13 protein-coding genes are annotated in these 15,804 nt (G+C 44.7%); 6 read left to right on the top strand and 7 right to left on the bottom strand.

Going from position 1 to position 15,804, the window contains the following annotated elements; genetic code table 11:
- Positions 1–5 precede the first annotated feature (5 nt).
- Positions 6–1,568, top strand: coding sequence for an exopolyphosphatase (gene ppx / locus OZ660_RS04025; protein WP_274742637.1), 1,563 nt, complete (start codon positions 6–8; stop codon positions 1,566–1,568).
- A 102-nt stretch (positions 1,569–1,670) separates the two neighbouring features.
- Positions 1,671–2,468, top strand: coding sequence for a substrate-binding periplasmic protein (locus OZ660_RS04020; protein ID WP_274742636.1), 798 nt, complete (start codon positions 1,671–1,673; stop codon positions 2,466–2,468).
- A gap of 20 nt (positions 2,469–2,488) precedes the next feature.
- Here OZ660_RS04020 and OZ660_RS04015 read toward each other — a convergent pair whose 3' ends face one another.
- Entirely contained in the window at positions 2,489–4,636 is a 2,148-nt protein-coding gene (locus OZ660_RS04015) for an alpha/beta hydrolase family protein (protein WP_274742635.1), read from the bottom strand.
- Between the two features lie 193 nt (positions 4,637–4,829).
- On the opposite strand from OZ660_RS04015, the gene OZ660_RS04010 reads away from it, so the two are divergent.
- A complete protein-coding gene (locus OZ660_RS04010) occupies positions 4,830–5,282 on the top strand; it encodes a hypothetical protein (protein ID WP_274742634.1) in 453 nt (150 codons plus the stop codon).
- 73 nt (positions 5,283–5,355) lie between these two features.
- Here the strand turns inward: OZ660_RS04010 and OZ660_RS04005 are convergent, their stop codons facing one another.
- The 4 genes from OZ660_RS04005 to tkt all read right to left on the bottom strand — a co-directional run bounded on the left by OZ660_RS04005 (position 5,356) and on the right by tkt (position 10,836).
- A complete protein-coding gene (locus OZ660_RS04005) occupies positions 5,356–6,255 on the bottom strand; it encodes a fructose bisphosphate aldolase (protein ID WP_202263866.1) in 900 nt (299 codons plus the stop codon).
- Between the two features lie 238 nt (positions 6,256–6,493).
- Positions 6,494–7,669 (bottom strand): phosphoglycerate kinase, encoded by a 1,176-nt coding sequence (locus OZ660_RS04000; protein WP_274742633.1) that lies wholly within the window; start codon positions 7,667–7,669, stop codon positions 6,494–6,496.
- Between the two features lie 145 nt (positions 7,670–7,814).
- Positions 7,815–8,825, bottom strand: coding sequence for an erythrose-4-phosphate dehydrogenase (gene epd / locus OZ660_RS03995; RefSeq protein ID WP_274742632.1), 1,011 nt, complete (start codon positions 8,823–8,825; stop codon positions 7,815–7,817).
- A gap of 19 nt (positions 8,826–8,844) precedes the next feature.
- Positions 8,845–10,836, bottom strand: coding sequence for a transketolase (gene tkt / locus OZ660_RS03990; protein ID WP_274742631.1), 1,992 nt, complete (start codon positions 10,834–10,836; stop codon positions 8,845–8,847).
- Positions 10,837–11,234: 398 nt separating this feature from the next.
- Between tkt and metK the strand changes: the two genes are divergently transcribed.
- Complete coding sequence (metK, locus tag OZ660_RS03985) at positions 11,235–12,380, top strand: methionine adenosyltransferase (RefSeq protein WP_159623878.1); 1,146 nt, start codon at positions 11,235–11,237, stop codon at positions 12,378–12,380.
- 113 nt (positions 12,381–12,493) lie between these two features.
- Here metK and OZ660_RS03980 read toward each other — a convergent pair whose 3' ends face one another.
- A complete protein-coding gene (locus OZ660_RS03980) occupies positions 12,494–13,012 on the bottom strand; it encodes a hypothetical protein (protein ID WP_274742630.1) in 519 nt (172 codons plus the stop codon).
- A gap of 270 nt (positions 13,013–13,282) precedes the next feature.
- Between OZ660_RS03980 and OZ660_RS03975 the strand changes: the two genes are divergently transcribed.
- A complete protein-coding gene (locus tag OZ660_RS03975; RefSeq protein ID WP_202263852.1) occupies positions 13,283–13,753 on the top strand; it encodes a hypothetical protein in 471 nt (156 codons plus the stop codon).
- A 13-nt stretch (positions 13,754–13,766) separates the two neighbouring features.
- On the opposite strand, the gene OZ660_RS03970 is transcribed toward OZ660_RS03975, so the two are convergent.
- Positions 13,767–14,270, bottom strand: coding sequence for a 3'-5' exonuclease (locus OZ660_RS03970; RefSeq protein ID WP_202263849.1), 504 nt, complete (start codon positions 14,268–14,270; stop codon positions 13,767–13,769).
- Between the two features lie 343 nt (positions 14,271–14,613).
- Here OZ660_RS03970 and OZ660_RS03965 point away from each other — a divergent pair, with 343 nt between their 5' ends.
- The gene (locus OZ660_RS03965; protein WP_274742629.1) at positions 14,614–15,801 is read left to right on the top strand and encodes an ABC transporter substrate-binding protein; all 1,188 of its coding nucleotides are present in this window, start codon (positions 14,614–14,616) and stop codon (positions 15,799–15,801) included.
- Positions 15,802–15,804 lie beyond the last annotated feature (3 nt).

The raw sequence follows: 15,804 nt of genomic DNA, 5'->3' as shown, positions 1-15,804 counted from the left end.
AGTACATGACCCAGCACGAATCTGTTTTTAATGCCGTGGAAACGCGAGAAGTAAATAAAGTCGCCGCTTTAGATATCGGCTCGAACAGTTTTCATTTAGTGGTAGCGCGTATTGTCGCTGGGTCAGTTCAAATTCTCCACCGCGTTAAACAGAAAGTGAGACTGGCAGAGGGCTTGAACGACGACGATGTCTTGTCAGACGAGGCCATGGAACGCGGGCTCTCTATGCTAAAAGTGGTCGCAGAGAGCCTAAGAGGCTTTGAACCGGACTCTGTGCGCATTGTGGCCACTCACACGCTGAGAAAGGCGCGTAACGCCCGTGACTTTATTAACTCGGCGAAAACCATTCTTCCCTACCCCATCGAAGTTATTTCAGGTGTCGAAGAAGCGCGACTTATTTATTCTGGTGTCGCTCATACTAATCATGCAGACGGTCAACAGCTGGTGATTGACATTGGCGGTGGCTCGACAGAGTTTGTTATTGGTGAAGGGTTTACCCCACTACTTTGTCGCAGTCTACAGATGGGCTGTGTTAGTTACACTAAACGCTTTTTTGCCGATGGCGAGTTAAAAAACAAAGCTTTTGAGCGGGCAATAACTGCTGCACAGCAAGAACTTGAGATGATTGATAACAAGTATCGTCGCTTAGGCTGGGTACAGTGTATCGGGACTTCAGGCACAATACGCTCACTGTTCACCTTATGTCAGCAAGACCGTCCCAATGGCCATGACATTCCGGTTACACTAAAAAGCCTACGCACACTGATGAAACAATTTGTCAGTGCCGGTCACATCGACAAGCTCAATTACCCTGATTTAAGTGAAGATAGACGGGTTGTTATTGCAGGTGGTCTAGCAATTTTAATTGCGGTATTTAAGGCGCTTGAAATTGATGGTTTAGTGTATTCGCCCGCAGCGCTTCGCGAAGGTGTGCTTTATCAAATGGAAGACGAATTGCACCATGCGGATATTCGAGGGCGTACGGCAAGCAGTTTAGCCACCCGCTACGACGTAGACACATCGCAAGCCACCATGGTGCTAAACACAACACTGTCATTGTTTAACAGCGTTGAGAAAGCGTGGAAGTTGAAAGGCCGAGACTTTAAAAGCATGTTAGGTTGGGCTGCACTGCTACATGAAGTCGGTATGCAGATTAATTCTCGAGGCATTCAAAAGCACAGCGCGTACATTTTAGCAAATGTCGATATGCCCGGATTTACGCAAGAGCAGCAACTGTTGCTAGCCACGCTTGTTCGCTTTCATAGAAAGAAGATTCGCACCAACGAATTTCCGACGTTTAACTTATTTGATGAACTCGCCGTAAAACGTTTAATTGCCTTATTGCGGTTAGGAGTACTGCTTAATATTAAACGCCAAGAAGGTTTTCTTCCCGACTTTACCGTTGAATCTGATAAAAGCAGTATGACTATCACCTTCCCAGATGGATGGTTAGACGAAAAGCCAATTATTTCAGCTGATCTAGTTAGAGAAAGTCAGTACTGGAAGTTATTGGATTTACAGCTAAATATTTATCCCGATATTGCTCAGCTGCATCAGTTGCCAGATTAACGCTTAATTTGTTTGTTTAATAGACTAAATAGTGAGAGCATAAAGGGCAGATGAGGTCACTCATCTTATTCGTTATGTTTTGTAGAGCTACAGGTAATTATATTGCAGTTCGGTATAGTAAGGCGTCTATTAACACTTCTTTTGCTTGCCTGTGTGAGTACATCGGTTAATGCCTCTTCCAAACACATTTGCTTTTTAAGCGAAGTGACACCGCCTTTTTACTGGATAGATGATTCAGGACAAACGAAAGGGGCTAGCGTTGACCTTGCTAAGGCCATTGCTCCACTGTTGCCGTTCTCGACTTCGTTAGAACACATGCCTTGGGCGCGAGCTTATCAAGAAACACTCACCAAACCCGATATGGTGCTACTTACCCTTCTTAAAACTCCCAAGCGTGAGCCACAATTTGAGTGGCTAGGCACAATAAGTCATGTCAACGCATCGCTTATTCGCCTCAAAAGCCGTGAAGATCTTGTAGTGTCTGATATTGACCAAGCAAAAGCGTTTCGCGTAGGCACTATTCGAGGCTATGGTTCGGCGACGTATTTAGCGCAACAAGGCTTTGAAGAAAATAAGAATCTTGTTTTGGTGAGTGAGCCACATCACTTATGGAAACTGCTGTTTCACGGACGTATCGATTTTGTGGTCTCAGCTATAGATACAGGCAGCTATGAAATTGAGGCCGCGGGTTTCAACCCTAATGATGTGAGTAGCGCGTTGACTATAGCACCATTGAGCGCCGAGCTACACGTTGCTACTGGCATGAAAACAGGGGAAAGCGAAGCCAATGCCATTAAGCACGCGATTGCTACACTGAAAGAGAACGGTGAATATCAACGCATTATGCAAAAATGGGGGCTTCAACCTGTTGGTAGCGCCCCCTTTGCATCAACGCACTAAATGCTGTTTTGCCAAAATAGTTAGTTTTTGACTTCTTGCTCATCAGGCGCTTGGCTTGGGTCGTATTTTTTGAACCACGCCAAAATATTTTCCACCTTTCCAATCATGCGCGACGGTTTTGCTGCGATGCCATGAGATGATTCAGGCACTTTGACTAAAACCGTTTCTACCTTTTGAAGTTTTAAAGCTTGGTAGAACTGCTCAGTTTCAGACATTGGCGTGCGTTTATCTTCGACACCCGTAATTAGCATAGTGGGAGTTGTAACATTACCAACAAGAGAAAGTGGCGAGCGCTGCCAATAATGCTCTACGTTTTCCCATGGCTTGCCCGGAAATTGGAAAGGAATTTGATACAGACCCGAGTCGGCGGTAAGTACTTTAGATAGCCAATTGATGACCGGTTTTGCTACAACTGCGGCTTTGAATCTATCCGTTAAGCCAATAGCGTAAGCTGATGCGATGCCACCTGCAGAGCCCCCCGTAATAAACAACCGGTTTGGATCAACTATCCCCTTTTCAATTAAGGCGTCCACACCAGACATGTGATCCGCAAAATCATACTTAGAGCTATATTTACCCTGCAGCAATAACGCAAAGCGTTCGCCATATCCCGTACTGCCGCGGTGGTTATCATAAAATACAATATAACCTTCGGCTGCCATACGCTGGAGTTCAGCGGTAAACACAGGTCCATAAGCTAAGTTAGGTCCACCATGAATTTCTAAAATCAGCGGATATTGCTTTGAACTATCGTAATCAGGCGGGAGAATATACCAGCCTTGAATGGTTTCGCCATCGATAGACGATGTATAGGTTATCTCTTTGACTTCGCCTAATGTCTTGTGTCCAAGTACATCTTCATTTAGTGCGGTAAGCTGCTTTTCTTTGCTGGTTTTAATGTACAGATCTGCAGGACGATCGGTGCGTCCTTTGGTGTACGCAACAACATTATCGTGTGCGTGGAAAGTACCAAACACATAAGGCCTGCCCAAAGTAGTGCCACCTAGCCCTTTGGCAACACTTTTCACCTTGCCAGACAATGACACTAGATCAACTTGTGCTAGACCTCTTACCGACTGCTGAAAATAGATATGCTTGTTATCTTTCCACTGAAAATTAGATACGGTGTTATCTATTTGTTCAGTCAGGTTTTTATGTTCAGAACCATCGGCATTCATGACATACAGATAACTATTTTTGTACATCACCTTTTCATCACTTCGGCGTGCATATGCAACGTGCTTGCCGTCAGGTGAAACTACTGGCGACGCTTCAAGCCCTTTGAAGTTGGTTATTTGCGTAATATCACCACGCATATTCACCGTATAAATGTCTGCTTCAACTGGCTCATATTCCCAGTTGTCACTGCGGTTAGCAGAAAAGTAAATGGTGCTTGAGTCAGGTGAGAAACTTAAGCTTCCACTGTGATGATAGTTTCCAGAAGTTAACTGTCGCGCGGTACCTCCGTCAGCAGGTACAACAAAAATATGTGTATACGCAGGTTCTAATACACCCCGTCCATCAGCTTGATAGCGCGCTTTGGTAATATACTCAAACGACGGAGACCACTTTGCCCCTTTGGGTTTTTTAGGCATATTAACGCTTAACGGCTTTTCCTTAGCATCCACACTCATTGTAAACGCAATATGTTTACCGTCTGGCGACCAGGTAATATTGCCAAGTGAAGAGGTAACATTGGTAACCAAAGCGGTTTGCCCGGTATCCATCCAGCGAATATAAAGCTGCGGTTTCCCTTCTTCATTTGATAAGTAGGCCAAGCGTGAACCATCTGGTGACCACCGCGGCGAGTAGTAGCTTTTTTTAGAGGACAAAAGCGGACGATGGTATTTTCCGTCAACTGAGGCTAGCCAAAGGTTTGAGCGCGTGCTGTCTGTCATTATGTCATTAGAACGACGGACATAAACCACGTGCTCACCATTAGGTGATACGCGCGCCTCGCTAACGTACTCAAGATTGAAAATATCTTCAGATTGGAAGTAATGCTTTGTTACCACATTACTCTCATCTGCACGTATTGCATCATCACTGGCAAAAGCCAGTGTTGTGGATAATGCGCATGTACTAAGTGCGATGCCCGCAATATAGTTGGCCAAAACTGAAGACAAATTTCGATGTGCCTCAGTGCGTTTATTTACTATCGAGCTCATAAAAACCCTATTTGTTATTATTGTTCAAGACTTGTTGTATCAGTACATATATTAATGAATAAATTAATGAGGTTAGCAATAAGCGGTGAGCTTACAGAGAAAGACGATAGAAGGTTTATTAGCCCAATGGATAGTTGCGCAGTTGATTGCACATGCTAACGTTTTAGTATGATCAGAAAGCGAAGTAAGCTGAATGAACAATCAACATGGTGAGTTCGAAACTTGTGTCACACGCCAACTGTTACTTTTCTCTGGAAGAGGTCCATGGAACGACGAAACCATGCGAAACGGCGTAGTACGAATGGCGGCTAACATATCTCAAATTGATGAAAGTACACCTTGGGCACAACTAAGCTGCTTATACGGTGAAAGTATTATGCCACCATCTACTTTCGACATTTTTGTAAAACAAACTCGCATAAGAAAACGTCGCGGCCTATCGTTTTTGGCTGTGGTGATCCTTGATACCGATATTATGCTTACCATTAAGCAGCAAATAAGCATGTGTTACGAACTAGCTGAAGTTCCTTTCGCCTTTTTTGACAATGTGAAGGACGCGCTTTGCGCTATAGAAGAGAGGGAGATTAGTTTTGATAAAGAAGAGGCTATCGGCTTTTTTGAACAATTTGATTTTACTGCTCAGTGACTGCGCCGCTAAAAGCCTAACTATAAGCTAAAGAGAAGAGTGTTTCTCTTCCCTTTAGCGACAACTATGAGTGTTAAGACTTAGACGCTTGGTAAATACCTTCAATAGCGTCATCTAATGTGGCTTCAAACTCTTCCTGTGTCTGTTGTGCTGAAACACCTTGTGTAAGCGCACGAGAAAAGCTCGCAATCATACCTTGGTTTTCAGACAATTTAGCGTTTGCTTCTTCTCGGCTATATCCGCCAGAAAGTGCAACCACTTTAAGCACTCGAGGGTGATCTACAAGCTCTTTGTAGAAGTTCGCTTCTGTTGGCAGCGTCAGTTTCAACATAACCTCTTGGCCTTCGTTCAAAAGGTTAAGCTGCGTAAGGATTTCAAGTTTAAGCAGTGCTTCTGCTTCTGCTTTTTGTGGGCTGTGAATATCGACTTCTGGTTCGATAATGGGCACCAATCCAGCAGCTAGAATTTGTTTACCTACTTCAAATTGCTGTGCAACAACGTCTTTAATGCCTTGATGGTTAGCAAGTTTCACAACGCTGCGCATTTTAGTACCAAATACATCCTGTGCTACTGCTTTTGCCAACAATGCATCTAAGCCAGGCATTGGTTTCATAACCTGTACGCCGTTACTCTCTTCTGCTAACCCCTTATCCACTTTCAAAAACGGAATCACACGCTTTTTCTGCCATAAGTAATGTGCAGTAGACATGCCTTCAATTTCTCTGTCGAGGGTATTTTCAAACAAGATAGCGCCAAGTACGCGTTCGCCGCTAAAAGGGGTGCTGGTGATAATGCGAGTACGCATTTCGTGAACAAGGTTAAACATCTCTTCATCTGAGCTGTATTCAGATTCTTCGATGCCGTAAAGACGTAGTGCTTTTGGTGTACTGCCACCGCTTTGATCTAACGCTGCAATAAAACCGGTTTGCGTCTTTAATTTATCCAGCATTGCCTGCTGAGCTTGTGATGCCATTGCAACACTCCTTTCGTATTGTATCTGCCACTATGGGCAGGTGTAGGGTTTATAATTATGTGCCGACGTACGTCACTGTATCGTCAGTAAAATCGTTGCCGATCTAAAAGGCTGCGCTTATGATTGCTGTTAAAAGCGCAGCTCATTTTGTTTTTATGGCGATAACTTTACCTGCTATGCATGTAAGTAATGGTTATACCGCCAAATTAAGCCATTTTTATTATTATTCGCGCTTAATCTATTTATTTTTTTCTTCAAGTACCGCGACAGCGGGTAACGTCTTGCCTTCAAGAAACTCAAGGAACGCACCACCACCGGTTGAAATATAAGACACTTTGTCTGCAATTTCGTACTTATCTACTGCGGCAAGTGTATCACCACCACCAGCGATAGAGAAAGCATCGCTCGCGGCAATCGCCTCAGATAACGCCTTAGTACCTGCGCTAAACTGTTCAAATTCAAATACACCTACTGGACCATTCCACACAATGGTTCCGGCATTTTTGATGATGTCTTCGAGCGCTCTTGATGAGTCTGGGCCGATGTCGAAAATCATGTCGTCGTCAGCGACGTCAGACACTACTTTAAGCGTAGCTTCTGTATTTTCATCAAACGCTTTACCCACTACAACATCGGTCGGTACAGGAATATTGCCGCCGTTTGCCTGCGCTTCGCTCATCAATTGCGTGGCCTGTTCAACCAAGTCCATTTCAACGAGTGATTTACCGACATTGTGGCCTTGCGCTGCAATGAAGGTATTAGCAATACCACCACCTACAATCAACTGGTCAACTTTTTCAGCAAGTGATTTAAGTACAGTTAGCTTAGTTGATACCTTAGAACCACCTACAATTGCTACCATAGGACGCTTAGGGTTATCTAGCGCTTTACCTAATGCATCTAATTCTGCAGCAAGTAGCGGGCCAGCACACGCTTTCGGTGCAAACTTTGCTACGCCGTGAGTCGACGCCTGCGCACGGTGCGCCGTACCGAATGCATCCATAACGAAGATATCGCAAAGGGCTGCATACTGCTTCGCTAGGGTTTCGTCGTCTTTCTTTTCACCTTTGTTAAAACGCACGTTTTCAAGAATAACTAACTCGCCATCGTTTAGCTGTACGCCATCAAGGTAGTCTTTCACAAGCTTTACAGGTACGTCTAACGCGGCGTTCAGGTAATCCACTACGGGTTGAAGAGAGAATTCGTCGGCGGGTTCGCCTTCAGTTGGACGCCCTAGGTGAGACATCACCATTACTGCCGCGCCCGCTTCTAGCGCCGCCTTAATAGTAGGAATCGATGCTTTGATACGCGCATCAGAAGTCACTTTACCGTCTTTTACTGGTACGTTTAGATCTTGTCTAATAAGAACGCGTTGACCGTTAAGTGCCATATCGTTCATGCTTGGAATTGCCATTGTCTTTCCTTGTTAATTTAAAATTTAGGTGAGCGTGCGAACCATTATGGTGCATGAGACTATTCATGCCCTAGTGGTGTACACACTCTAATTAACTGTGAAAGCTGCGCGGGCTGGTGCTACCAACCCGTGGCAGCATCAATGCTTATTTTGCGTCGAACATTACTTTAGCTGTGTCGAGCATACGGTTTGCAAAACCCCATTCGTTGTCACACCACACCAGTGTTTTAACCAGTTGCTTGTGACTGACCCTTGTCTGCGTACCATCTACGATACACGAGTGCGGGTCATGATTAAAATCTACTGATACTAACGGTTCTTCAGTGTAGTCCAAAATACCGTGTAAACGACCGTCTTTTGCTTGCCTTAATGCGCGATTTACGTCTTCAATCGTAACCTTACTTCTCAATGTAACGCTCAAGTCCATAGCCGTTACATTAATGGTTGGGACGCGCACGGCAATAGCTTCGAATTTACCGGCAAACTTAGGCAGAATGCGCTCTATACCCGCAGCAAGGCGTGTATCAACCGGAATAATTGACTGACTCGCCGCGCGAGTTCGGCGTAAATCTTCATGGTATGCATCGATGACTTGCTGGTCATGCATAGAGGCATGGATAGTAGTGATCGTACCACTCTCAACGCCAAAGGCTGCATCAAGTGCTTGGATGACGGGCACAATGCAATTAGTGGTACAGGAACCATTAGAGACTAATTTTTGTTCACTGGTCAATGTGTCTTCGTTTGTACCGAAGATGACGGTATTGTCTAAATCGGGGGAGCCCGGAGAGGAGAACAACACTTTGCCGGCACCTGCATCTAGATGGGCTTGCCCCGATGCTCTGTCATCAAACTTGCCCGTACACTCAAGCACAATATCAACGCCCAAGTCTTTCCAGGGTAGGTCTTTAATATCGCTTATCGCGAGCAGTGTAATATCGTCGCCTGCGACATTTAGCGTGTTATTTTCTAAGGCCACATCAAAACGGAACCGCCCGTGGGCGGTATCGTATTTAAGTAAATGTGCAATGCCTTCTGGCTTGGCAATGTCGTTAATGGCCACAACATTAAATTCGTTATTGCGCCCACTTTCATAAAGTGCACGCAATACATTGCGACCAATACGACCAAACCCATTAATGGCAATATTTACCATAGGCTTATTTGTTTACCTCTTACAGAGACAGTGCAGCCTCTACTACAGCGTCAGTGGTAATGTTGAAGTGCTTGAACAAATCACCTGCAGGTGCAGACTCACCAAAGGTGTCCATACCTATAATCGCGCCATTAAAGCCAACATACTTGTACCAGCTGTCTTTCGACAACGCTTCTACCGCAACGCGTTTAACAACACTTGATGGCAATACGCTTTCACGGTAGTCAGCAGACTGACGATCAAATACGTCAGTAGATGGCATAGACACTACGCGTACCGCTTTACCTTGCTCAGTAAGTTTAGCTGCAGCTTCTACTGCAAGTTGAACCTCTGAACCCGTACCAATAAGAATAAGTTCAGGCGTACCTTCACAATCTTTAAGTACATAGCCGCCTTTCGCAATATCAGCGACTTGTTGAGCATTTCTTTCTTGCTGTGCAAGGCCTTGACGCGTAAAGATTAGCGTTGTTGGGCCGTCTGTACGCTCAATTGCTGACTTCCACGACACCGCCGATTCAACTTGGTCACACGGACGCCAGTTATCAAGATTAGGCGTAGCTCGTAGTGCAACTACCTGCTCTACCGGCTGGTGCGTTGGGCCATCTTCACCCAAACCAATTGAGTCGTGAGTGTAAACGAAAATAGCAGGCTGCTTCATTAGTGCTGCCATACGTACCGCGTTACGCGCATATTCCATAAACATTAGGAAGGTTGCACCGTATGCTTTAAAACCGCCGTGAAGAGCAATACCGTTCATCATGGCAGACATACCAAATTCGCGTACGCCGTAGTAAATATAATTACCTGATGCATCGTTTGCTTCAACACCCTTGCTACCTTCCCAAATGGTCAGGTTAGAACCTGCAAGGTCGGCTGAGCCGCCTAATAGTTCTGGTAGTAATGGGCCAAATGCGTTCAGTGCATTTTGTGATGCTTTACGTGAAGCAATGTTTTGTGGGTTTGCTTGAAGTTCAGCAATGATTGCATCAGCTTTATCGCTGAAGTCTGCTGGCAGTTCGCCATTAACACGGCGTTTGAATTCTGCAGCAAGTTCTGGATAAGCAGCTTCATAGGCAGCGAAGGCATCGTTCCATGCGCTTTCTGCTTTTGAACCTTTGTCTTTACCATCCCAGCCCGCATAGATATCGTCTGGGATTTCGAACGCACCGTGGCTCCAGCCAAGCTTTTCACGAGTAGCAACAATTTCATCTTCACCTAGTGGTGCTCCGTGACAAGACTCGGTACCTTCTTTGTTAGGCGAACCGAAACCAATGGTGGTTTTACAACAAATTAGCGTAGGCTGAGCAGTATTCGCTTGCGCCTTTTCAATAGCCGCTTTAACTTGCTCAGCATCGTGACCGTCAACACCTTCAATCACATCCCAACCGTAGCTCTTAAAGCGTGCTGGTGTATCGTCAGTGAACCAGCCTTCTACTTCACCGTCAATTGAAATGCCGTTGTCATCCCAAAACGCGATGAGTTTGCCAAGGCCTAGTGTGCCAGCCAATGAACAGGTTTCGTGTGAAATACCTTCCATCAGGCAGCCGTCGCCCATAAATGCATAAGTGTAGTGATCAACAATGTCGTGACCGTCACGGTTAAATTGTGCTGCAAGTACTTTTTCAGCAAGCGCCATACCTACTGCGTTGCTTATACCTTGACCCAACGGGCCTGTGGTCGTTTCTACACCTGGCGCATAACCGTATTCTGGGTGACCTGGTGTTTTTGAGTGTAGCTGACGGAAGTTTTTCAACTCTTCAATTGGCAGTTCGTAACCTGACAAATGAAGCAAAGAGTACAACAGCATCGAGCCGTGGCCGTTTGAAAGAACAAAGCGGTCGCGATTTGCCCATGACGGGTTTGCAGGGTTATGTGATAAGAAATCACCCCATAGTACCTGCGCAATATCAGCCATCCCCATTGGGGCGCCTGGGTGACCAGATTTAGCTTGTTGAACGGCATCCATGCTTAATGCACGGATAGCATTGGCGAGTTCACGACGAGAGGGCATGTTGTCTCCTGATTTATTTTGTATCTTTAAGTACCGCAGTAGTAAGTTGGTTTGAGCACCAAGGCACACCAATTAACTGCTATTGCTTTACTTCTAGGCACTTTTGAATGTGGGGGTATTCTTACCCATGCCACCTTTCAGTTCAATGGATTTTCATTGCCATTGTCGAAAGTAAATCCAAAAACATCTATTTGGCTTATAAAGCGCTGGACACTGCCGATTACCTTAAATACTACAATCTCTTTGTTCTGTATCGAAATAACCCCAAAAGTGATCGGGTTATGTCAACAATTCGTAACGAAGAGACTTTTAGACGTCTAGAAGTAAAGACTGGTATTTATAACTTGTTTTAGTACAATATACGACTATTTTGATAATTTAACGCTTACGGAGCATTTATGGCCACGCATTTATTCACATCCGAGTCAGTGTCTGAAGGACATCCGGACAAGATTGCTGATCAGATCTCAGATGCCGTTCTTGACGCTATTTTAGAACAAGATCCGCGCGCTCGGGTGGCCTGCGAAACGTATGTAAAAACCGGTATGGTTTTAGTAGGTGGTGAAGTGACCACCTCAGCATGGGTAGACATTGAAGAGCTTACCCGTAACACAGTAAAAGAAATTGGTTACACGCATTCTGATATGGGTTTTGATGCAGACTCGTGTGCTGTATTGAATGCTATTGGTAAACAGTCACCTGATATCAATCAAGGTGTTGATCGCGAGAGTTTAGAAGAACAAGGTGCAGGTGACCAAGGCCTAATGTTCGGTTACGCCAGTGACGAAACTGACGTATTAATGCCGGCACCAATCACATATTCTCACCGTCTTGTTCAAAAACAGGCCGAAGTGCGCAAATCTGGCAAACTCGACTTTTTGCGTCCAGATGCGAAAAGCCAAATTACATTTAAATATGAAAACGACAAACCTGTTGGTATTGATGCGGTAGTGCTTTCAACCCAACACTGCGACTCAGTCACAACCGAGCAGGTTCGTGAAGCGGTAATGGAAGAAATCATCAAGCCTGTTCTGCCAAGCGAATGGATTGATGCCAATACGCGTTTTCACATTAACCCTACTGGTCGCTTTGTTATCGGCGGCCCAATGGGCGACTGTGGTCTAACAGGTCGTAAAATTATCGTTGATACCTACGGCGGCATGGCTCGTCACGGCGGTGGTGCGTTCTCTGGTAAAGATCCATCAAAAGTAGACCGCAGCGCAGCGTACGCAGGCCGTTACGTTGCTAAGAATATTGTTGCAGCAGGTCTTGCTAAGCGTTGTGAAATTCAGGTGTCTTACGCTATTGGCGTTGCAGAGCCAACGTCTATCAGCATTGATACTTTTGGCACTGGCGTGGTTGATGAAAAAACGCTAGTTGCTTTAGTTCGCGAGCACTTCGACCTGCGCCCTTACGGCCTAATTCAAATGCTTGATCTTGAGCGCCCTATTTACCGTCCTACTGCAGCGTACGGCCACTTTGGTCGCGACGAGTTCCCGTGGGAAGCAACAGACAAAGCAGAAGCATTGAAAGCGTCACTATAATTTGTTGTCGTTTAAAGAGAAAAGCAGCCAACTGGCTGCTTTTTTTATGGCTGTGTTTTATCGCTACACTTTTATCACTTAGCTACACTTTTATCACTTAATTTTGCAAAGGCTTATACTGACAGTCGATAGCTTTCATTAAAACTAGGGGAAATGATTCTGTCTGGTAGACCAAAGCGCGCTAGCGCAATGTTCTGGAACTCCTTGCGGTGCGTAACTTCTATATCAGCAAAATCAGGAGGTAAAAACTGACGACTGCTAATTTCACTATCAAACTCGACTTCAACCAACTTAAGTGGCGCTAGCGTTCCTGTGAATACATCTATCACCAATTGCGCGCCGTAGAAGTCTATGCGATAGCGCTGCTTTTCTACACGCATTTTTTGAGTGAGTGGCCACAAATCATTAAATTGAGACGCCGACAGGTCAATACGCGTGTCCCTGTGCTTTAATCCAATACCCTGCGTCACTGCCATACTGAATTTACCACCTTCATCTCGTAAACATATGTGTTTATCGGGTTCACATGATAGGTAGCCTTGGCGTATGTCGACAGGAGTTCGTGTATCCAATAGTCCCTCTGGTACAAAAGTGACCATAAACTTTCTTTCGAATTCCCATTCCGTTTGCATTTCAAAAGACCTCCGTTCAATGATGGCGGGCTTATTTAAAACAATAAAAATAACCCTGTATCTTTAAAACTAGTTCACGAATGAAAAATTCATCAAGTTTATTTTTATGATCTATTTTTTACAGCTATGCTTATACAGTGTGATAGTACATTGCGATAAGTTGTGGCGCGGTGGCTCTAGCATCAATTACAAAAATGGTTCCGACAGGGTGGTCAGAAATAACGCTGGACACATAAACAAGCACTCACTAAACAACTTGGGTCGCATGCCATGAAAGCAGCTATAAGCTTCACATGTTTGTCATTATTGTTGTCGAATCTGTACTCTTCAAACGCAGTCGCAGACGTGTCTAATGCGTCTTACAGTCCTATTTATTTTAAAAGTGAAAAAGTAGCCAAGTGGCAGCTTCAGACCCAATATCGGGTCCGCTCTACCACTGAGGCACATTACTATGACAATAGCTTCACCTACCCTACAGGTTCGCAAAGTACCCTTAGCGCAAGCAGGCGTTTTGATACCCACCTCCCCCAATCGGTATATGCCACTTACAAAACCAATAACACGGCCTTTCAGCATTATGCGGAATGGCTCTATTTGCCCAATGATGTAGGCACATTTACGCGATTAGGATGGCTATTGGGTCACAATCAGGGGCTAAATATGGCGGTAGAAATAGAACACAGACAAGTGGGCGAAGAAGAGAACATGGCCTTATCACTTGGCGTGCACTATCTTTTTTAAAACGGCATTGTGGCTAACCGTTTGAATATTCACGTGTTTCAGCATAGGTCTGCTGGATAAGAAACGCATCTGCGCTTGCCCTGTGTCGTCTAGTGTCGAGTTTTTGTGCAAGTTCAGATTTTACTTCATGCCACTTTTCCATTTGCGTTTGGCTAAGTATATACTCCAGTGCGCGGCACGAGAACGTCATTTCTACTTGCGCCGCCGAGAAGAGCTTTATCAACCATGGGTTGTCTACTACCCAGCCGTCACTGTACACCATCGTATTTCCCAAGAAGTGATTTAACTCGTGACAGACTTTGACTGGGTCTACGCCTTTGGTAAGTAACATCGCCTGTGAGATGCCGTGTAAGGCTTCAGCCTCTTTATCCCAATGAACCCATGAGTCAAAAGGACGAATTAACTTACACCACTTTGCACCATCATAGCGCACAATGCCAATCTCAATAGGATAACTCACTGCGCCAAAACCGCTTGCTTCAACATCGACAATTGACGGCAGACTCTTTTTTCCCACACCTTCTCCCAGTGATACCCATTGCTGTGAGCCACCCACTATTCTCAACAGCTTTGAACGTAATACTTAGTGTATGTAAACAGCTTATTCTTGCACATTTCATATCGCATGATGGTCATGACAATGGGTAATAAAGAATGACCTTCTTCACACAACGAAGATATAAGCGAATGGTAGAATCATGCCACTTTTTACACCTAATACGTCAAAACCTTTAACAGCTCTTTAAAAAACCGTTAATTGTATGAATAAACATCCAAAACTTTAGGCTAAGTCTATACTAAAGGATGATGTAACTTATTAAACACGCACAAACCAATGCTATACACTTGGGGAAGGTTTTTTGGATAGCAATATTATGCGCTCGACGTCACTTATCATTTTCTTACTTACATTTTTTATTGTAGCGACTTCCCCTCACGCGAAATCGCAATCAGAGCCGTTAGTCATTGCTATCGATGCAGATTTTACTGCCGTTGCCGTTGAGGGTGGTATTGCGATTAAGCGTGGCGTGGAATTAGCGGTTGATGAAATAAACGCCCGTGGCGGTGTATTGGGAAGACATTTGACCGTTGTCACCAAAGATCATCGAGGTAATCCAGCTAGAGGCTTACACAATATTGAAACAGTAAGCAAAGACCCTAACTTGCTTGCGGTTATTGGCGGCGTGCACACACCTGTGGTTCTTGCTGAAGTAGAAGCAATACACAGAAATAATGTGCTGATGTTGGTTCCATGGGCAGCGGGTACACCTATTATTGACAACGGTTATAGCCCTAACAATATTTTTCGCGTATCGGTAAGAGATTCTGAGGCGGCCTCAGTACTCATCCAGCACGCGAAGCAAAAAAGTATAAAGCACGTTGCTTTGGTTTTAGAGCGAACGGGTTGGGGGCGTTCTAACTTAGCATCGCTTAAGAAAGCTGCTGCACAGCAAGGCATTACAATAACGTCAATTCATTGGATTAACTGGCAACAAAAAAGCTTTGCCGAAGATATTTCTGCCATAAAGAATAGTGAGGCCCAAGCAATTTTATTGGTTACCAATGTACCTGAAGGCGTCGTAGTGCTAGATGAAATGGCGCAGCAAGGCATTGCCTCTATGCCAGTAATATCCCATTGGGGTATTGCTTCTGGGCAGCTTGCTGAGAAGCTTAATACACCTATAGGAAGTTTTGATATTTCAGTGCTTCAAACATTTCATTTCAGTAAGCCTAAAACGGAAAAAGCCAAACAGCTTCTCGATGCCTATTATAAGAAATACGGCATAGTTGATAAGACGACTATTAACGGTGCAACTGGGCTTGCTCACGCTTTTGACCTAACGCATTTAATTGCTGCCGCGGCTGAGAAAGCTGCTAGTATAAGAGTAGATAAACTGCGAGAGGCACTTGAGTCTCTTGAAAACGTAGAAGGCGCGGTAAAAGTTTACACCCCGCCATTTACTCAAGAAAAACATGATGCGCTTTGGTCAGACGACTATTTCATGACGAAATTCAACGAACAGGGCCATCTAGAAATAATGGATTAATAC

The organism is Alteromonas sp. 009811495 (genome assembly GCF_028865455.1).
Classification (GTDB): domain Bacteria; phylum Pseudomonadota; class Gammaproteobacteria; order Enterobacterales; family Alteromonadaceae; genus Alteromonas.
The sequence above is the reverse complement of the archived record's forward strand: the minus strand, read 5'-3'. Positions and strand labels throughout refer to the sequence as shown.